The sequence below is a fragment of the Arthrobacter sp. S2(2024) genome (assembly GCF_036662515.1).
Classification (GTDB): domain Bacteria; phylum Actinomycetota; class Actinomycetes; order Actinomycetales; family Micrococcaceae; genus Arthrobacter.
The window spans coordinates 1-19600 of sequence record NZ_JAYKZI010000003.1; the positions used below are offsets into that span (position 1 = coordinate 1).

General features: G+C 65.2%; 14 protein-coding genes and 2 pseudogenes. 5 read left to right on the forward strand and 11 right to left on the reverse strand.

The window, feature by feature from the left end; translation table 11 throughout:
• Together VLA65_RS06555 and glgC are read left to right on the forward strand one after the other, a co-directional pair.
• Positions 1–574, forward strand: a pseudogene (locus tag VLA65_RS06555) (DUF3417 domain-containing protein); the annotation flags it as partial.
• A gap of 103 nt (positions 575–677) precedes the next feature.
• Positions 678–1997, forward strand: a pseudogene (gene glgC, locus VLA65_RS06560) (glucose-1-phosphate adenylyltransferase); the annotation flags it as partial.
• Here the strand turns inward: glgC and VLA65_RS06565 are convergent.
• From VLA65_RS06565 to VLA65_RS06605, 9 genes are all read right to left on the reverse strand, one after another.
• On the reverse strand, positions 1993–5424 hold the full coding sequence (locus tag VLA65_RS06565; protein ID WP_332602068.1) for an error-prone DNA polymerase: 3432 nt from the start codon (positions 5422–5424) through the stop codon (positions 1993–1995). The pseudogene glgC and the gene VLA65_RS06565 sit on opposite strands and share 5 nt — an antisense overlap.
• A 35-nt stretch (positions 5425–5459) precedes the next feature.
• Entirely contained in the window at positions 5460–7082 is a 1623-nt protein-coding gene (locus tag VLA65_RS06570; RefSeq protein ID WP_332602069.1) for a DNA polymerase Y family protein, read from the reverse strand.
• Positions 7079–7735 (reverse strand): hypothetical protein, encoded by a 657-nt coding sequence (locus tag VLA65_RS06575; protein ID WP_332602070.1) that lies wholly within the window; start codon positions 7733–7735, stop codon positions 7079–7081. Before VLA65_RS06575 ends, VLA65_RS06570 begins: the two co-directional genes overlap by 4 nt.
• Positions 7736–7766: 31 nt before the next feature.
• A complete protein-coding gene (locus VLA65_RS06580) occupies positions 7767–9509 on the reverse strand; it encodes an ABC transporter permease subunit (protein ID WP_332602071.1) in 1743 nt (580 codons plus the stop codon).
• The gene (locus VLA65_RS06585; RefSeq protein WP_332602072.1) at positions 9509–11035 is read right to left on the reverse strand and encodes an ABC transporter substrate-binding protein; all 1527 of its coding nucleotides are present in this window, start codon (positions 11033–11035) and stop codon (positions 9509–9511) included. The genes VLA65_RS06580 and VLA65_RS06585 overlap by 1 nt, the downstream gene beginning before the upstream one ends.
• A 34-nt stretch (positions 11036–11069) precedes the next feature.
• Positions 11070–12332, reverse strand: a complete 1263-nt coding sequence (locus tag VLA65_RS06590) for an MFS transporter (RefSeq protein WP_332602073.1) — start codon at positions 12330–12332, stop codon at positions 11070–11072.
• Positions 12329–13129, reverse strand: a complete 801-nt coding sequence (locus VLA65_RS06595; protein ID WP_332602074.1) for an ABC transporter ATP-binding protein — start codon at positions 13127–13129, stop codon at positions 12329–12331. The genes VLA65_RS06590 and VLA65_RS06595 overlap by 4 nt, the downstream gene beginning before the upstream one ends.
• Positions 13126–14004 carry an ABC transporter ATP-binding protein gene (locus tag VLA65_RS06600; protein WP_332602075.1) on the reverse strand — a complete coding sequence of 293 codons (879 nt, stop codon included), beginning with the start codon at positions 14002–14004 and terminating at the stop codon, positions 13126–13128. Before VLA65_RS06600 ends, VLA65_RS06595 begins: the two co-directional genes overlap by 4 nt.
• A gap of 159 nt (positions 14005–14163) precedes the next feature.
• Positions 14164–15009, reverse strand: a complete 846-nt coding sequence (locus VLA65_RS06605; protein WP_332602076.1) for a phosphotransferase — start codon at positions 15007–15009, stop codon at positions 14164–14166.
• An 87-nt stretch (positions 15010–15096) separates the two neighbouring features.
• On the opposite strand from VLA65_RS06605, the gene VLA65_RS06610 reads away from it, so the two are divergent.
• The 3 genes from VLA65_RS06610 to VLA65_RS06620 all read left to right on the forward strand — a co-directional run bounded on the left by VLA65_RS06610 (position 15097) and on the right by VLA65_RS06620 (position 16771).
• Positions 15097–15699, forward strand: coding sequence for a cadmium resistance transporter (locus VLA65_RS06610; RefSeq protein WP_332602077.1), 603 nt, complete (start codon positions 15097–15099; stop codon positions 15697–15699).
• Between the two features lie 88 nt (positions 15700–15787).
• Complete coding sequence (locus VLA65_RS06615) at positions 15788–16351, forward strand: hypothetical protein (protein WP_059389348.1); 564 nt, start codon at positions 15788–15790, stop codon at positions 16349–16351.
• A 48-nt stretch (positions 16352–16399) separates the two neighbouring features.
• Positions 16400–16771, forward strand: coding sequence for a sec-independent translocase (locus VLA65_RS06620; RefSeq protein WP_332602078.1), 372 nt, complete (start codon positions 16400–16402; stop codon positions 16769–16771).
• A gap of 4 nt (positions 16772–16775) precedes the next feature.
• On the opposite strand, the gene VLA65_RS06625 is transcribed toward VLA65_RS06620, so the two are convergent.
• Both VLA65_RS06625 and VLA65_RS06630 read right to left on the reverse strand, forming a co-directional pair.
• On the reverse strand, positions 16776–18497 hold the full coding sequence (locus tag VLA65_RS06625) for an amidase (protein WP_332602079.1): 1722 nt from the start codon (positions 18495–18497) through the stop codon (positions 16776–16778).
• Positions 18494–19540 (reverse strand): agmatine deiminase family protein, encoded by a 1047-nt coding sequence (locus VLA65_RS06630; protein WP_307052958.1) that lies wholly within the window; start codon positions 19538–19540, stop codon positions 18494–18496. Before VLA65_RS06630 ends, VLA65_RS06625 begins: the two co-directional genes overlap by 4 nt.
• Positions 19541–19600: the final 60 nt, after the last annotated feature.

Sequence of the window (19600 nt, forward strand, 5' to 3'; positions counted from 1 at the left end):
CGGCGCGGCCGGGCCCTCGCAGTCCGGCCCGGAAGCCGTGCCGACACACTGGGTCTCGATGATCAAGCACACCCTGGCCCACCTCGGCCCCGCCGTCTCGGCCGACCGCATGCTCCAGGACTACGTCAACACCCTCTACCGCCCCGCGGCTGTCGCCGGGAGGCAGGCGGGAACGGCGTCGTTCAAGGAAGCGAAGGAGCTCGCGGCCTGGACCACCAAGGTCCGCACCGCCTGGCCACAGCTGATCGTGGAACACGTCGATTCCATCGGCGTCTCCGAGGAGCCCCAGATCGGCGACACCCTCCAGGTCAACGCCTACATCGCCCTGCACGAACTCACGCCCGAGGACGTGTCGGTTGAGGTGGCGTATGGCCGGGCCCAGGACGGAGACGAACTGGAAGATGTGGCCCTGGTCGAGCTGACCGAAACGGAGGACCTTGGCAACGGGCGCCACCTGTTCACCGGGTCCATCCTGATCAACCGCTCCGGATCCTTCGGTTACACCGTCCGGGTCTTCCCGAAACACCCCTCCCTGGCCTCCAAGGCCGAACTGGGGCTGATCGCGAACGCCTAGGAATGCGCCCCCGCTGCTGTTCGAGCAGCGGGGGCGCGTTCCACCCCGAGCTTCATCGCAACGCGCGGTGAGTAGTTCCACGGCCAACATCAAACACAAGGGAGTGACGATGGCTTCGAAGAAAGTCTTGGCGATTGTGCTGGCCGGCGGTGAGGGAAAACGACTCATGCCGCTTACCGGAGATCGCGCCAAACCAGCCGTCCCGTTCGCAGGGAGTTACCGGCTGATCGACTTCGCCCTGTCCAATCTGACCAACTCGGGCTATTGGCAGATTGTGGTGCTGACCCAATACAAGTCCCACAGCCTGGACCGGCACATTTCAGAAACGTGGCGGATGTCCGCACAATTGGGCAACTATGTAGCGTCGGTTCCGGCTCAACAGCGCGTCAGTAAAAGCTGGTTCCTAGGCAGCGCAAATGCGATCTACCAGTCGCTCAACCTCATCGAAGACGCCCGTCCTGACATCGTCGTGGTCGTGGGTGCTGACCACGTCTACCGGATGGATTTCGAGCACATGGTGCGTAGCCATATCAGCTCCGGCGCAAAGGCCACTGTGGCGGGCGTGCGTCAACCTCTGGCCATGGCCGACCAGTTCGGCGTGATCGAGGTGGACGAGGCCGCTGGTTCCGATACCGCGAGCGGCGGCGCGGCCAAGAGGATCGCAGCATTTGTGGAAAAGCCGGCTTCGGCGCGTGGGCTTCCTGAAGACCCTTCCCAGTTCCTGGCATCGATGGGGAACTACGTTTTCGACGCCGATGCCTTGGTGGGGGCGCTTGAACACGACGCCACCCGGCAAGACACGAAACACGACATGGGCGGTGACATCATCCCCTATTTCGTTTCCCGTGGCGAAGCGTTCGCCTATGATTTTTCAAGCAATGATGTCCCAGGGGCCACGGATCGTGACCGCAACTACTGGCGCGACGTCGGTACTATCGACTCATACTTTGAGGCACACCTCGATTTGATTTCGCCGGATCCGGTGTTCAATCTCTACAACTCCGATTGGCCGATCTACACACGGCAAAGCGCTTCGCCTCCGGCCAAGATGGTTCGCGGGGAAGGCGGAACCGTCGGCACGGCCCAGGACTCGATTGTTTCCAACGGCGTCATCGTATCGGGCGGTCTCGTGGAAAATTCGGTGCTCTCCAACGATGCGTTCATTTCCAGTGGTGCCCGCGTTATCGACTCGGTGCTGTTGGACAACGTCACCATCGGCGAAGGGGCGGTGGTCAAGCGGGCCATCCTGGACAAGAACGTCAGGGTTCCAGCCGGCGCAACCATCGGCCTGGATCCGGACCTGGACCGACGGCGCGGCTATAACGTCACGGATTCGGGCATCACGGTCCTGAGCAAAGGTCAACACGTACCTCTCCCGGATGAACACGACCGGGAACTCGCCCGTGCGGCACGCCTGGCTACCTGAAGTCGCGGGAGTTGGACTTCACTGTCAGGACCAGGGGTTCCAGCTTGTCCGCCACGAGATTGGTGACTCCTTCCGGCGATCGTTCGAGGAAACCCCGGACGACCAGCGCGGATGATTCCCGGGCGACGCGGCGATGCCTCTTCCAGAGGCCAACGCTGCAGATGACATTGAGGATGCCGCTCTCGTCCTCCAGATTCACGAAGGTGATCCCTTGCGCGGTCTGGGGGCGTTGGCGGTGGGTCACGACGCCGGCCACTTCAACACGCGTGCCGGACTCGACCTGGGAGAGCCGGTCCACCCGCAGCACCCCCCTCGAATCCAGGGCCTCGCGGGCATGGCGCATCGGATGGTCATCGGTGCTGATTCCTGTCGCCCACATGTCGTAGGCAACATTTTCCAGGGGGGAGAGCTCGGGCAGCAGCGGTGGCTGGACGGCGACGTGGGTCCCCGGCAATTGTCCTTCCCGCTCGAGCGCGGCATCTCCGGCTTGCCACAATGCTTCGCGGCGGTTCATTCCCAGCGAATCGAGTGCTCCCGCTGAAGCGAGTGCCTCCAGCTGATCCGCGCTGAGATTCGCGCGGCGGGACAGATCCGCCATGTCCCGGTAGGCGCCATGCTCCGCACGCTCGGTGACGATCCGCTTCGCCACTTCGGCGCCGATGGACGTGACGCCGTCGAGCCCCAACCGCACGGCGCGTGAGCCATCCCGCCGGTGCAGGTGGTCCTCGCGTGGTCGATCCTGCTGGAAGAGGCCGATCTCCGGCTGGTGGAAGTCCAGGCAGGAATCCATGCCGCCCACTTGGCCTGTTTCGGCACTTGCAGCCTCGTCGAGCACTTCGAGGGTCGCCTCGGCAAGGGAATGCAGTACATCCGGGCGCAACACCTGGACCCCGTGCCTGCGGGCATCCGCCACGAGGGTTTGCGGGGAGTAGAAGCCCATGGGTTGTGCCCGCAGCAGGGACGCGAGAAATGCGCCAGGGTAGTGCAGCTTCAGCCACGAGCTTGCGTAGACCAACACCGCGAAGCTCAAGGAGTGGGATTCCGCGAAACCGAAGTTCGCAAAGGCCTGGATCTTGGCGTAGATGGCATCGGCGTCGTCCTTGCTGATCCCGTTGGCCGCCATCCCCGCATAGAGCTTGGCCTCGAGCGACTCGATCTTCTCCCGGCCCCGTTTGGAGCCCATCGCGCGGCGGAGCAGGTCCGCATCCTCGGCGGTGCAGCCGCCCACGGCAACTGCCATCTGCATCAGTTGCTCCTGGAACAAGGGCACACCCAAGGTCCGCTTAAGCACGGGCTCCAGCAATGAATGAAGATACGTGATCTTTTCCGTGCCTGCGCGGCGCCGGATGTAGGGGTGGACGGCGCCACCTTGGACCGGACCTGGGCGGATCAGCGCGATTTCGACCACCAGATCGTAGAATTTCCTCGGTTTCAGCCGCGGCAGTATGCTGATCTGGGCCCGTGATTCCACTTGGAACACCCCGATCGAGTCGGCCCGGCAGAGCATGTCGTAGACGGCCGGTTCTTCCCGCGGGATGGTCTCGATGGTCCAACGCTCCCCGAAATGCTTGTCGATCAAATCAAAGGAGTACTGCAGGGCGGCGAGCATGCCCAGGCCAAGAAGGTCGAACTTGACCAGGCCCATCCACTCGCAATCGTCCTTGTCCCATTGCAGGACCGTGCGGTTTTCCATCCGGGCGCGTTCGATGGGTACCACCTCGCCGACAGGCCGTTCGGTGAGGACCATGCCGCCGGAGTGGATGCCCAGGTGCCGGGGGAAGCCCAGTATCTGGTCAGCAAGGTCCAGGACCAGGGCCGGGATGTTGTTGGTCTTGCCATCGCTGAGATCGCCCCAGTGATCGAGCCGCTTGGACCAGGCGTCCTGTTGGCCCTGGCTGTAGCCGAGTGCTTTGGCAATGTCCCTGACGGCGTTCTTCGGCCTGTAACTGATGACATTCGCTACTTGGGCCGCGTTGAACCGTCCGTACTTGCGGTAGACGTATTGGATGACTTCTTCCCGCCGGTCCGAGTCGAAATCGACGTCGATGTCCGGTTCTTCTTCGCGGAGGCTGGAGAGGAAACGCTCAAACGGAAGGTTGTAGAAGATACTGTCGACCGCGGTGATCCCCAGCGCGTAGCAAACGGCAGAGTTCGCCGCGGACCCCCGGCCTTGGCAAAGGATGCCGCGGGAACGGGCAAACTGCACGATGTCGTGCACAATCAGGAAATAGCCGGGGAAGTTCTTCGCCTCGATCACTGCGAGTTCCTGCTCGATCCGGCGATGGACCCGTTCGTCGGCGTCCGGGTACTTGTCCCTCACCCCTTCTTCAACAAGTTGCCGCAGCCACGTGATGAGACTGTGCCCTGCAGGAACATCGAGCTTGGGAAGCTTCGGGCGGGCGGCCCGTAACTGGAATGCAAGCTCGTCTGCGATCTCGACAGTCCGTTCGACCGCGCCGGGGTAGCGGGCGAACCGCGCTGCCATCTCGGAACCGCTCCGCAAATGGGCGCCGCTGCTTGCGGGCAGCCACCCGTCCAGCTCCTCCAGGCTGCGGCGTGCCCGGACCGCCGCCATGGCCGTTGCCAGCGGATATCCCTCCGGGGACGCATAATGTACGGCGTTGCTGGCGATGAAAGGTATGCCTGCGCGCTCGGCAATCCGGACGAGGGCATCGTTGTGGCTGCTGTCGAGGGGATTCCCGTGATCGAAGAGCTCCACCACCACGTTTTCCCGCCCGAATCTCTCGATCAAGGCCTCCACTTCCAACGCAGCGGCTTGCTCGCCGTCGCTCATGAGGGCCCTCCGGACTGAGCCTTTGCGGCATCCGGTCAGCACCAGGCAGTGGTTCCTCAGCGAATGCGCCAGCTCGTCGAGGTCGTAGATGGGGTGGCCCTTCTCGGCGTCGGCCGCCAGATGGGCGGACGTCATGGCCCCTGCCAAACGGTGGTACCCCTCTTCCTGGCGGGCGAGGACGAGCAAATGGTCACCTTCGGGGTCGGCTTCGCCTTGCTGGGGTTTGCTGAGCCCGAGTGACAGCTCAGCGCCGAACACGGTCTTCAGCTCGTAGGCTTCGGCGGCCTCTGCCATTCGCACGATCCCGTAGAAGCCGTCATGATCGGTCAGTGCGAGGGCATGGAGGCCCAGCCGGACCGCCTCCTCAACCATCTTCTCGGGTGAGGAGGCGCCGTCCAGGAAGCTGTAGTGCGAATGCGCGTGCAGTTCGGCATAAGGCACGACGGCGGCACCCGCCCTCGACGCGACCCTTGCGGGATCGAGGGGGACCGGGCGGTAAGGCCCGCGTTTCCTTGACCAGGCGGGGCTGTCGCCGCCGTCCCCTTTGGACTTGCCGATCTCCGGCACGCGCCGGTCCGACAGCGTGCGTTCGAACTCCGACCACGGGATCGACGGGTTGTTCCAAGCCATCTTTGTCTTCCTGACTAAAGTTCAGTGTCTGGTGTTCAGTCGTAGCGGGCCTCTGCCCACCAGTTCTGCTCGTCCAGGAGAAGGAGCCAAGCCTCTCCGTTTCCGTCCACAAGCTGGAACCGGTCCGCTTCAAGGCGATGATCGGCGTCCCACCACCTCTGCCGCAACGGCCAGGGGCCGGCCCACTGCGCTACCAGTCGCCGTCGTGCAGGGTCTCCGCCAGGACAGAACCACATGGGCGGTGCAATCAATCCGCCGCGATGGTCTGTACGGACTTTTTCCTTGTTCGCATCAAGCAGCAGGACGGGGATGAGGGAAGCGAACACCGTGGCGGGCTGCGGGTCTGGAATCCTGCCCGGCCACGGCCTGGAGGCCAGGGCGGCCGTTCCCGCGGGCAAGGCATCTCCCCAAGGAACCAGGCGGCGCCGCTCGGCCAGCAAGCGACCTCCGGAAACCGCGGGCACTACCACGGCTTCATGCCCCAGCATGCTTTGGATCCGGCTGAGTCCATGATGAATCTGTTCCTCGGCTCCGTCTCCAAAGAGCGCCCGACCATGATGGGCAATGGAATCCACACGGACGGGGACGAACTCGACCCTCGTGACCGGTGACGACAGTCCGCCGCGTGCCATGCCGCCGTCGTGCGTTCCGCTGGCTTGGGCAGTTTTATCGTTGGATACAGGGGGCTGCGACTGAAGCTGCCAACGCACCCTGTCCACGACGTCGCTGGCTGTGAAATGGCGGGGGTGGCCCCACGTCCGCTCGGAGCGGCTCCCTCGTTCGTCAGTGATCAGAACCCTCAGCTCCGTGCAGACCAGGCCTTCCGTCTGCACCCCGGCCACGAAGGCGTCTGCCGTGGCGCGGAGTTGGAAGGCGAGTTGGTCAACCCGGTCCAGGCCGGGTTCGAATTCGACACGTTGATCCAGTTTCCGCGGGGGAGTCCGGGGGATCACCTTGCGGGGATCCTGTCCGCTTGCCAGGGCATGCGCAGTGATTCCGGCAGCCCCGAAACGGGCCCTGACATCTGCGGCGTGAAGATTCGCGAAATTCCCCAAAGTGAGGATGCCAAGGCGTTTGAGCAAGGAAGCCAGCTTCGGCTGCCCCAGTACTTCCACCGGAAATGGAGCCAGGAAATCCCGGGAAGAACCCGTCGGGAGGACCAGGACGGCAGATAGTTCGCTGGTGCTCCGGGCTGCTTGCTCGGCGGCGAACACGGAATCGGCGATCCCCACCCGGGCCTCCACGGCGAGGCGGTCGGCCGATTCAAGCACAGCACCTGCGGCCGCTTCTTCTCCGCCGTAATACCGGGCGGCACCCTTGGCCCGGATAGCGCAGAGGCCGGGTCGAAGCACTTCCACTCCAGGGGTCCGTTCCTCGAGAGACGAGACCACAGGTTCGAATTCCCTCGCATCCCGCACCGGATCAACGGCACACACCACCAGCTCAGGGCAGCGGGTCTGCGCTTCCCGCAGCCGCAAGCCCCGGACCACTCCCTCTGCCCGGGCTTCCGCAGAGCAAGCAGCAATGACCCCTTGGCCGATGACTGCCACAGGTACATCAGGCGGCAGGGCATCTGCCAGGCGGGCGGCGACGAGGGGCCAATCCGGGAACCAAGTCACCAACGCCCGTACCGGGGTTTCAAGCTGAAACAGCATCATGCTCCCATCCGATGGCGGGACAGCTCCACCGGGCCGCTGTCCGCAAGATCCACGGAGGCCCTGCGGGAACTGCCCCGCAGCGCAACCTCGAGCTCGAGTTCCTGCTTGGCGAGATGTCCGTGGCCCTGTCCGAGCCCCGCCCACTCGTATCCATTCACGTGCAAGACGGCTTCACTCTGCGGCCATGGTCCCAAGACAAGGAGGACGGCACTCCGCTCGCGGAGCCTGGCTCCCAAGCGGGCGGCCTCGGCGGGTGCGACTCTCTCCGGAGCCCGAGCAAGGACCACCGAGAGCACGTCCGCCAGGGCGGCGATCACCGGCATCCAACTGGCCCCGGGGTCAGGCACCAGCACCAGCCGGTCGAGCGCAATGCCGAAACCTGCTGCCGCCTCGATCCCGAAGTCAGGCAGCCCAGCTACTCCGCACCATGAGCCATTGCGTGACGGCCCGGCCAACAAGGCCATGGCCAGCGACATGGATCCCTGTACGGAGTACGCCGCTCCCGGTCGCAGTCCGCCCGGGAGAAGCCTGCTGAGCGAGGGGAGTACGGGAAGCGAACGTTCGCTTCCGCGCTTGCCCTGCATGAGATGGATCTGCGCCTGCAAGTCATCGCGCAGCGAAGCCGGCGAAGCGGAAGACAGGCGGGATGACATGCTTCAATTTTCGAACATATATTCGAATGAGTCAATCGGGGGCCGGATCCCCCTGCGAGCGCGACCACGTGACGCTCGACAGTGAAACGGCCAGAATCGAGGCGAGGATCAATGCCGACGCCGGGGCGGCAACGGCCCACGGTGCCCGCTCCACGTAGTTGATTCCTTCGGCAAGGACGAGGCCCCACTCGGGCGACGGCTGATGGGGGCCGAGGCCCAGGAACCCCAGGGCAGCCAAGGCGAGCGCGATTCCCGGTATCCGGAGCATCGAATGCCTGAACACCGGGCCAAGGATGGTCGGGAGGATGTAGCGCCAGAGGATGCGGACCCTTCCCACGCCCAGGACCGGAAGGATCTTCACGTGGGGCTGGGCCCTGGCCTCCTGCGCCAGGGCGGCAGTGTGGGCGGCGAGGGGTGCCCAACTGACCAGGGTGACGGCTATCGCCGCACCTTCAGCCGATGGGCCGGTCATCACGGCAACGATCAGCCCGGCCAGGATAGGCGGAGCGGCGTTGGCTACTTCAAGGGGACCGGTGGCCGCGAGCGGGAAGAGCCCGACGACGATCCCGATCACAAGGCAAGCCAGGACCACGAGCAATGCAGTTCCCAACGTGGACACGGCGCCATGCCCCACCCGGGCAAGGAGGTCCCGTCCGCTTGCATCGGCCCCGAAGGGCAGCTCCAAACCCGGGCCGGCAAGCCGTGCATGGCTTGAGGTGAACGGATCGCGAAGCAAGCCCGCGACGACGATGAGCAGCAACGCTCCCGCAGCGACGAGCGGAACCGCGGCATCCCGCCGTCGTGGTGTTCCCGGGGAGTCCGGAACCGGAACTGTCCCCGAGCGCAGCGCTGCTCCCATGAGAAGGTTCCGGGCCGCGGCGCTGAGGGAACCTGCCCCGATCGCCAGCATGAGGAGGGCCAGTACTCCTGCCTGCAGCGCAGGTATGTCCTGGGCGCTCGCCGCCCCCAGGACCGCACGGCCCAAACCGGGAATCGCGAAGACCTTCTCCACGGCAACTGCCCCACCGGTGAGGCCAATGAGGACAAGCCCGATCTGGCTCATCACCGATGGCAGGGCCCGACGGAGCACAGCCGCGGTGAGCCTGGCGCGGCTTGCTCCGGCCATGGCCCACGTGGCCACCCATTTTTCGGCGAACGCCAGGCTGATGGCGTCGGACAGGAGCCGCCCGATGAGCCCGCCGGCGGGCAGGCCGAGGGCGAGAGCCGGCAACACCGCGTGGTCCAGGCCCTGCCAGCCATACGGCGGGAAGCAGCCCAGCCACACCGCGCCAACGACAAGGAGCATCGCCGCCAGCAGGAACTCGGGGAGCGCCGTCATGGCCGCCGCCACGACGCCGGAGCCCCGCCTGGGGTTCCCGGCGAGCCCCCGCATCACGGAAGGAACGCACAGTGCGGTGGCCACCACCGTTGCAACGGCCACCGCGCAGGCCATCAGGGTGACGGAGACGCCGAGGGTTTCCACAGTGCCGGCGCCAACAGGCGTGTTGGTGATCCAGGAATTTCCCATGTCCCCGCGCACAAGGCCTCCGGCCCAGTCGAAGAAGATGTGTACTGGTCCTCGATCGAGTCCAAGCTCCGCGCGGATCATGCCCAGCGTTTCGTCAGTCGCTTCCCGGTCGGCATACCGGGCCCGCAGGATGGTGTATTCCGGGCTGTGTCCCGAAAGCCACGGCAGGAGCCCGATCAGCACGACTATGGCAAAGAGCGCCACAGCTCTGGAAACAGCAGCTTTGATGAACGCGGGGCACCGCATCAGCCGGAGATTCCTGTCTTGCTGGTGATCAGGGCGCGCTCGCGGGGATCGCGTTCCACGTTGCGGATCCTGGCCGATTCGCCTTGGATGACGCGTTCATGCAGCAGCGGCACGGCCGCGTCCTTCGAGAGGATCAGTGCCTCGGCGGCGGCAATTGCCGCCCGGCGCTCCGGGCCTGCCGGGATGGCTGCGGCCTTGCTCAGTGCCGCGTCCACCTCCGGATCGCAGAACTGGGAGATGTTGAAGGAGCCTTTGCAGGAGAAGTCGCTGAACATGTAGGCGACGGGATCGCCGGAGTCGAGGACCGTGGCCCGGGACAAGATGAAGGCATCGAATTTGCCCGCCAAGGCGTCTGCCTCGATGTGCTGGTACTCGCGGACTTCCTGCTCCACGATGAAGCCGGCGGCTTCGAGCTGCTGCTCAAGCTGCACGGCGACCTCGGGCAGCTCGGCCCGGTCCGTGAACGTGCCAAGTTTGATGCGGCGGCCGTTGGCGGGTGCCGCTTCCGCCCGCTTTTTCAGGGCTTCGATGTAGGAGGCGTTTTGCCGCTCCTTGGCGGCCCAGGGGAGAGCCGGGCCGAGGAGGCCTTCGGCGATGTCCGCCCGTCCTTCGTAGACCCGGTCAACAATGGTGGCCCGTTCGACCGACGTCCGTGCCGCTGCCCGGACCGACGGATCCGCGAAAGGACCCGCCTTGGTGTTCAGGTAGAGGGTGTTGGTGCGGGGCATGGGGACTTCGTGGATCAAGTCCGCCTTGATCTGGGCGACCTGGCCTACGGGAATGGCCTCCACGACGTCGGCCGTTCCGGTCCTGAGGGCGGCAGCGCGTGCCGTGCCGTCGGGAACGTATTGGACGTCGACGCCGCCGCTCGCCGCTTTCTCGCCCCAGTAGTCGGCGAAGCGGTTGAGTGTTGCCGAGCTGGTGCCGTCCGCGGACGCCAGGACGTAGGGCCCCGTTCCGGCGTTGATGGGGCTCACGACGCCACCGGGCTTGTAGGCGGACGCGGCGAGGATGGAAAGCTGGGGACTGGAAAGCCGCTGCGGAACCAGCGGGTCGTCCGTCTGGGTGGTCACGACGACGGCGTTCCCGCCGTCGGTGCGGACGCTGAGCTGCACGCCGTCGAGGATCCGCGGCTTGGGCTTGGCATTGGCTGCTGCCGTTAACGACGCCGCCACTTGCTCCGCCGTCAGGAGCGTTCCGTCATGGAATTTCACGCCTGCACGGAGTTCGAAGCGCCAATTCCTGCCGTCCAGTTGCGTCCAGGCTGTTGAAAGCGATGGCTGGGCATCGCCGAGGGCATCCAGGACAACCAAAGTCTCGGCGGTCTTCCAGCGTGAGAGTTTGAAGGCGTCGTCGCTCAAGGGAGTAAGTCCTGAACGCGGTGGCTGCAGCATGGCTACCTTGATCCGGGAGTCGGTGCTGCTGGCTGATGGCGCGGTGCCTTGGGCGAAGCAAGCGCTGAGGGCGGCGGCCATTGCGGAGGAGAGGAGTATCGCGGCAACTGCTTTTGGGCGTGGAATAGCCATGGATTGGTGCCTGTCTTTCGTGGGTGTGAGTGGATCAAACGGTGTGGAGTTGTTGCGGACGCGGTGCCGGGACGGATGCCGGAAGGAAACGATGTATGAGTGCCGCGGAGCTCGCCGCGAGAATTGCCGACACCAGCCACGGAGAGACCGCGGCCAGGGATGGTGTGGTGGCCTGTTCATAGAGCGGAGCAAGGAGCATATTGCCGAGGAGAACCATGGTTCCGCCGCAACTCGCGAGCAAGCCGTAATAGGCGCCGGTGGAGCGTCCTGCGGCAAATTCGAGGACCAGATCCATGGCAACCGGTGCCACGCACATGTGCCCGACGGCGAGCGCAGTGACCAGCAGGAACGCCGGTAGCGCAGGGAATGCGTCGGGCGGGGGGAAGGCGGCCATGGCTGCGATAGCGACGAACCCCAGGGCCTGAACGGCAAATCCCGCGGCGAGCGCGACGCCCGGTCCCTTCCGTTTCATGAGCCTGGCGATGGGCCATTGCAGGGTGATGATCAAAATGGATGCGTAGGCGAAAATAGCCGAGAGCGCACCCAAACCCGCGTCGCTCCGTTCCAGCTCGATGGGCAACCCGAAGTAGAGCTGGTTGTAGGCAAAGAGGTTGACGCTATAGAAAGCCGCGAATGAGACGAAGCCCTTCTCCCTGAGGCAGGACCAAGCGTCCGACGGCGGCGCGGCGGCCGAGTTCCCGGCGGACGTTGCGACGGCGCTCGCCGTCGTCGCTGGTAGGAAAGTGCCGAAGACCACTGCCATCACGGCGAAGACCCCCGCCCCGACGAGCAGGGCCGCGTCGAAGCCGGTCTGAAGCAGGACGGAGCCGAGCAGGGGACCGGCCACGGCGCCGATTTCCCCGAAAATGACCAGCAGCGCGAAAAGAGTGGTTTTGTGGGGCTGAAGGGTGGCACGTCGTTCTTCGGCCCCACCCACAAGGCTTTCCAAAGCGGGTGAAAAGAGGGCGCCACCCGCCCCTGTGATGATGGCTCCCAGGAGGAAAAGGGGGAAGTCTGAAGCCCACAGCAACAAAAGGTACCCGGAGATCCGGGCGAGGCATCCGGCAATCATGACGGGCCGGGCTCCCCAACGATCCGCGGCGGCTCCGCCCACGAGGAACAATCCTTGCTGGGCGAAAGTACGTGCGCCGAGGACAATTCCCACGGCCATTGCGCCCATGCCAAAGTCCTCGCGCATCAAAACCGCCAGGAAGGGGACAACCGAGTAGAAGCCAAGGTTGAAGATGAGCTGGCTGGCCAGCAGTAGCCGGGGCGTGGGCTCCGCGCGTGAGTTCATGGCTTGTCCTGTCCCACGTCCCTGCCCAGTCCGGGGATGGAGGTGACAAGCTCCCTGGCCTCCCGGGTCTGTGGGTTCGCGTACACGGCAGAGGTGGGTCCTTGTTCCACGATGCTTCCCTCGGAGAGGACCAGGGTTTGGGAGCACAACCGGGCGACGGCGGCCAGGTCATGCGAGACAAACAGGAGCCCAAGCCCGTCCCGATGGACCAGCTGTTCCAAGAGGGCCAAGACCGAGTTCCTGAGGGGAAGGTCGAGTCCGCTCACCGGCTCGTCAGCCAGGAGGATGGTTGGCGCGGGGACCAGGGCCCGTGCAATGGCCACGCGTTGTTTTTGCCCGCCGGAGAGTTCCGAGGGCCGACGCGCAAGCAAGCCGCGATCGAGATCGACCCGTTGCAAGGCATCCAGGATCATCCTGCGGTGATCTCCATTGATGCGCAGTTGCCTCAGGGGTTCAAGGAGCAGCCGCTCCACGTTCATGCCCGGATCAAGGGTCGCCGCCGGATTCTGCGGGATGTATTGCACCGCGCGGCGGTACCACCTCAAGGACGACGCCGGGCCGGGCACAACCGGGGTGTCGTTGAACGTGACGGTTCCGGCGTCCGGCTTCTCCAAAGCAAGCAGGATCCGCAGGAGTGTCGATTTTCCGGCGCCCGAGCCACCCACCAGGCCAACGCTGTCTCCCGTGGCAATCCTGAGGGAAACGTCCTGCAATGCCGGCCGGGCCGGCCGTTGCTTCAGGAGTCTGCGGCCCGGGTAGCTGAGTCCGAGATTGCCAGCGCTCAGGACTGCCTTCATGCTGTGGCTCTCCGGCGGAGGGAATCGAATCCGAGATGGGCGGCTTCCACCAGTTGCTTCGTGTACTGGTGCCGGGGCCGCTCCACCACCGATTCCATGGATCCCTCTTCGACGATCCGGCCGGAACTCAAGACGAGGGCCTGGTGGCAAAACGCCGCAGCCACAGCAAGGTCATGCGTAATGAACAACATCGCGCCGGCGGCCGCGGAACGCGCGGATTCCGGATACACGGATTCCGAGCAAGCTGATTCCGAATACAGGGACAAGGCCTCAAGGACCTTGGCCTGGCTGACCATGTCCAATGCGGTAGTGGGTTCATCAGCTACCAGGACGGAGCTGCGGCAGGCAAGGGCGAGCGCGATGCAGACCCGCTGCAGCTGACCTCCCGACAGTTCGCCGCTGAAGCTTTCCATGGTCCGTTCGGCTTCCTCTATTCCCATCGACGCGAGCAGCTCAAGTGCCCTTTTCCGCGCCGCGGAGCCTGAAAGGCCGGCATGCCGCAGCGGGATCTCCAGCTGTTTGCCCAGGCGCACCAAGGGATTGAGCGCTGACATCGGGTCCTGATGGATAGCGGTGAGTCCCGAGCGGCGGGTTCGCCGGTCGGACAAGGTCACGTCTACTCCGTTGATCTGCAACTGCCCGGAGGCGCTCATCGAAGCCGGGAGCTGTCCCAGGAGGGCAGCCGCCGTCAGGGACTTGCCCGAACCCGAAGCTCCCAAAAGGGCCAGTCTTTGACCCCGGTCGACAGTGAAGCTGACTCCGTCAATCAGGGCGCGTCCATGGAGGGACACCCTCAAGTCTTGAACCAGGAGGGCAGGGTGCATGGTGAACTTTCGGCTAGGGGCGATATGATTACTGATGCTATCAATAATCATTATCATTAAACCAAATGTTTCCGGGGAGCCGCCTGATGATCGTGCCTGGAAACCATGGAGACTACCTTGGGGAACAAGCAGCCAGCGACGGCGATCTCCGGACCATGCGCGCGACCCTTCCTTTTCTGCTCCGTCACCTCGACGACGATTAAGGCCAGGTCACGTTATTGCGGCGTGGAGAACTGCGGCGTTTTCGGCTAGCCACGCTTGGCGGCGAAGAATCTTGTCCCCGATGCCCTCGTCCCACATCCGTTTCCACCCGCCGCCCTGGGTAAGCGCCCTGTGCCGCATTACATGCCAGGAGCGCTCGGCGGCGTTCCGGGTTACGCCAACAATCTTGGCCCGATCGGCCGGGCCCAAGCCGTAGGCGTCCACCAGCATGGCAGCCCGGGAGGCGGCGTCGACTCCGCGCATGACGGGATCGCGGTCGGCGACGGGCATCCACGCGCCCCACCAGAGGAGCAAGTTCGCGACCTCTTCAGACCGGGTCGCGGGGCGCAGCAGATCGAAGTCAATCAGGGCGACGGCGGTGCCGTCCCGGAAGACGACATTCTCCGGGGTGATGTCCATGTGGGCGAGGAATGTCGCCGGTCCCGCGATTGAGCCGGGGCACCCAAGAGGATCAGCGGCGTCGTCCGCGCGTGCCCAGCCGGGTACGCCCAGCGGCTGCACTGCGTCATCGTAGGCCCGCACCAGGCGCGCGACGCTGATGGCACTCGATTCGTCGGCTACCCAGCTTGGCCAGGGACGGCCGGCGGTGTCCCCGGGAACGAAACTCAGGGTGTCCCTGCCGCTGTCGTCGATGCCCAGGAACCGCGGCGCGCCCTGGAAGCCGGCCGATTGGAGGAAATCCAGGAGGCGGCGGACTCGCGCCGATGCGTCGCTCACGGGGCGCCGCACTGTATCGCCCACCCGGACGAGCCCCTCCGTCACATCCCCGCCAAGTAGCGGAACGGCAGGTTCCTGCTGCCCGGGCTCGACGTACGGACGGCTATCGCTAGTCATCGTCCGATGCTGCCATGGCGGGGTCGACTGCGCCAGCCGGTGTGGTCAGGGCAAGGGCACCGGCCCGACGCGGTAGTGTCATCAGCGATGGAAGATCTGGGCGGCACCGTACTGACAGCGGCTGGAGCCTTCGCGGCGACAAATCTTGATGACCTCCTGGTCTTGTCCGTTCTCTTCCTGTCAGCCAGGACGCGCCCGGTGCCCAGACTCTGGAGAATCTGGGTAGGTCAATACCTCGGCATTGGAATACTGACCGGTGTGGCGGCCGCGGCCGCGTTGGCGCTCACTCCCGTCCCGGTTGAGTGGGTTGGTTTCCTGGGTCTGGTGCCGCTTGTCTTGGGCTGCTACGCCTTGATTAAGGTTTCCCGCCCGTCCGGAGATCCACCGAAGCCCCGTTCGCTGACCGTGCCCGTGGTTGTCGCGGTGACAGTTGCCAACGGTGGAGACAACATCTCGGTATACATTCCACTGTTCCATTCGCTGGGACCGACTGCTTCGGTCGTGACGGGGCTGACTTTCGCGGTGCTGGTGGCGGTGTGGTGTGCCGCCGGTTACTGGCTGACAGCCCACCCGAAGGTGGGCGCGTTCTGCCGGCGGGCCGGAAACTGGGCTATTCCCGTGGTGTATGTGGCGCTTGGGCTCACCATCATTGTCCGCTCCGGAATCATTGCGCTGCTGTTCCAGCGCTGATCTTCGTAGCATGCAGGGTTCTCCCATCCGGAACTGATATGACTGCGGGTGGGTTTCATCCGGAAGCGCGCAGGAGGATTGGCAGGATATGTTCCGAGGTTCGTTTGTTGTAGGCGCTCTGGTTCTGCTTTTCGGGGCAGCGGCCGTGTTGGGGTTCGGAGCCATCTTCCGGGCCAAGAGTGTCGCGGCCCGGATTGACGCCGCAGCCGCCGGGATATTGGCCGCCGCAATGGCGGCGGTAGGGCTCGGGTGGGCTCCGCTCGGTGTGGTCCCGCTGGGAGCGGCGACTGGCGTTGTCTTCCTCTTGTCCGTCGTGAGGATCGTGTACCAAGGGCCACGGGCAGCGGGAGCCGCCGGAGCCGGGCGGTGGTCGGCGATCTATGGCGCAGCGGTGGCAGCCCTCTCGGGCTGGGTGCTGCTCTCCGCGTCGAGTGGAGCCGGATCGGTGTCGGATCATCCAGGACACCAACTGGGCATCATTCTCGCCGACATCATGGGCGCGATCCTCATGCTTTTCGCCGCCACGGGTTGGCTGTTGGGCACGTTCGCGATGCCGGCCGAGAGTAAATCGCACGCCGTACCCCGATTGAAGGGTGTCCGCGAGGCGTTGGTGGCAGCTGGACTTGCCGTAGCGTTGTACGCGATCTCCTAAGCCCGGTGCCGCCCCGGAACCACCTGGCGGCGGATTTAGAATGGAGCCATGATCGATATTTCGGTCGAGAAGGTAGCTCTTCTCCTGATCATTGCCGTTTTGGTCCTTGGACCCACCAAGCTTCCGGAGTACGCGAGGAAGCTGGGGCGGCTTATCCGCGAACTGCGGCGCATGGCTTCCGGAGCGCAGGAAAAGCTTCGCCAGGAGCTCGGTCCGGAATTCGAGGACATCGATTGGCGGAAAATGGATCCGCGCCAATACGATCCTCGCCGCATCATCCGTGAAGCCCTCCTCGAGGACGAGCCGCTTCCTGAGCCTGCCATCCCAACCCAGCCGCAGACCCCTGGACAGCCTCCTGCCCGCCCGGTTGTGCGGTTGGCGGCCGGGCAGAAGGCCCCTTTCGACGACGAGTCCACCTGATCCGTTAGTCGAGGCGCGGTGTGCGCGGGGGAGCGGTGCGGCGCTCGCCTGTTCCTTCGAAGGCCGCGGCCAGTGTCAGCAGTGCGGTGTCGTCGTACGCGCGGCCGGCGAACGTGAGCCCCACGGGCATGCCGATATCGCTCATAGTTCCCATCGGTACGGTGACTGTCGGGATCCCCAGGTGCCGGGGGACGAGGTTGCCGTTGGCCACCCAGACGCCGTTGCGCCAGCCGAGATCGGCTGAGGATTCGTTGACGTCCATGTCGGCCGGGCCGACGTCGGCTGCCGCGGGGAAGATGACCGCATCCAGGCGGAGGCCGTCCATCCACTCCTCAAGGTCAACCCGCCGGGTCTCTTCGAGTCCGTGCAGTCCTTCTTCGAGGGACGGGATGTCGGTGACGGAGGCAACCCCGTGCAAGCGGATGTGCGCCGGGTAGTCGGCGATATCGTCGTCGAACCCGTCATAACGGTCCGGGAGCGCGCCTTCCGGATGCGGGAAGATCGCAGCGCCGTCGACGTCGGCCAGGCTGTTGAGCGACGGATCCCCGTTGGCGGAGAGGAAGTCGTCCCAGGCCCAGGCCGAGAGATCGACGATTTCGCGCTTGAGGAAGTCCGGGCTCACCAGTCCGCGGGTGGCGATGGTGGGCGCCCCCGGGCGGTCGCCTTCGTAGTTGGAAACCACGGGGAAGTCCACCAGCACCACGTCGGCGCCGGCGGCTTCGAGGTCGCGCCGGGCTGCCTCCCACAGTGCCATGACGGAATCGCGCGTCTGGATTCGTTGACCGGTGGGTCCGCCGATGCCGGGAGTTTCGCTGGTGCCGGCGTCGGGGTCCGCGTTGATGTACATGCGCGGCACCCCGAAGCGCTTGCCCCTCAACGCTGAGCGGGCGCCGTCTACGTTGGATGGTGCCAGCGCCGGGTAGGAGGCCGGACGGACCTGGGACGCGGCCGGGATCTGGACCCAGGGCTGCACGCGCCAGAAGTCGCCGCGGGTTTCGGCGTCGTCGGCCACAATGACATCGAGCAGCTCCAAAAGATCCGCCATGGACCGGGTGTGCGGCACCACGACGTCCATGGTGGGGACCAGCGGCCAGTTCCCGCGCACCGAAATGACCCCACGAGACGGTGTGTACGCGCACAAGGCATTGTTCGACGCGGGCGCGCGGCCGCTGGACCAGGTCTCCTCGCCCAGGCCGAAGGCTCCGAAGCTCGCGGCGGTAGCGGTTCCGGAGCCGTTCGAGGATCCGGAGCCGAAAGCGGCGGTGAGGAAATCGCCGTTGTAGGGGCTTTCGGCGCGTCCATAGACGCCGCGCTGCATGCCGCCGTTGGCCATGGGCGGCATGTTGGTCAGGCCGATGAGCACGGCCCCTGCCGCGCGGAGGCGTTCGATGGTGAAGGCATCGCGTTGCGCGATGAGGTTTTTGAACGCGGGGGAGCCAGCGGCGGCCGTGAGCCCTTTGGCCAGAAAGCTGTCCTTGGCGGTGTAGGGAATGCCGTCGAGGGGCCCGAGGGCGGTGCCGCTTGCCCGGCGCACGTCGGAGGCCCGGGCATCGGCGAGTGCGTCGGGGTTCATCACCACCAGTGCGTTCAGCGTGATGCCGTTGCGGTCGTAGGCGTCAATGCGGTCAAGGTACGCCTGGGTGAGTTCCCGGCTGGTCACCGTGCCGGCTTCCAGGGCGGTGCGCAGCTGCGCGATGGAGGCCTCGACGACGTCGAAGCGGCTCATCGTGCCACCGGCCCGTTGAGTGTGGGCTGCTGCTGCGTGATGCAGTGGATTCCCCCGCCCCGGGCGAGGATTGGCCGGGCTTCCACGGTCACGACCCGGCGGCCCGGGTAGGCCTCGGCCAGGATTTCCGCGGCCAGGGCGTCAGCGCGCTCTTCGCCATAGCCGCATGCGATCACGCCGCCGTTGACTACGAGGTGGTTGACATAGCTCCAATCGACGAAGCCTTCTTCGTCGCGGAGGGTCTCAGGCGCGGGAAGCAGCGTGGTCTCGAACGGCTTGCCAGCCGCGTCTTGCTGGGTTTCGAAGAACCGCTGCAGGGTGCGGCTGACCTCGAAGTCGGGGTGGCCCGGGTTGGTCTGCGAGTGCAGCAGGACCCGGCCGGGAGAGGGAAGGGTGGCCACCATGTCGATGTGGCCGCGTGTGCCGAGGTCCTCGTAGTCACGGGTGAGACCGCGTGGTACCCACACGGTGTGGGTCGTGCCCAGGGTGCGCGACAGTTCCGCTTCGACCCGTGCCTTGTCCGCGTAAGGGTTTCGGTGTGGATCGAGCTGAACGGTTTCGGTAACGAGGACGGTGCCTTCGCCATCGACGTGGATGGCCCCGCCTTCGTTGACCAGCAAGGAAGTGACCAGTTCAGCGCCGGATTCTTCGGCGACAAAACGGGCCATGCCAGCGCTCTTCTGCCATTCGGACCAGGCCGGGGCGCCCCAGCCGTTGAAGATCCAGTCAACTGCGCCGAGCACTCCGGGCCGTTCGTCGTCGACGACGAAGGTGGGTCCGACGTCGCGCATCCAGAATTCGTCGAGGGGAGCCTCAAGCTGTTCGATTCCGGCGCCGAGCATCCGGCTGGCCCTGTCCCGTTCGCTGGGGTCGACCACCATGGTGACGGGTTCGAACTCGGACACAGCATGCGCGACGGCGGTCCAGGCCGCGTACGCTTCTTCCGCCGAAGCGGCGTCGTCGCCCAAGGTCAGGCCAGTGCGAGGGAACGCCATCCAGGTGCGCTCATGGGGTGCGGTTTCGGCTGGCATTCTCCAGGCCATGGAAGTCTCCTCCGTGTTGTGAGGTGAAATGTGGTGTGAGGTGTCATTTCTTGTTGATCG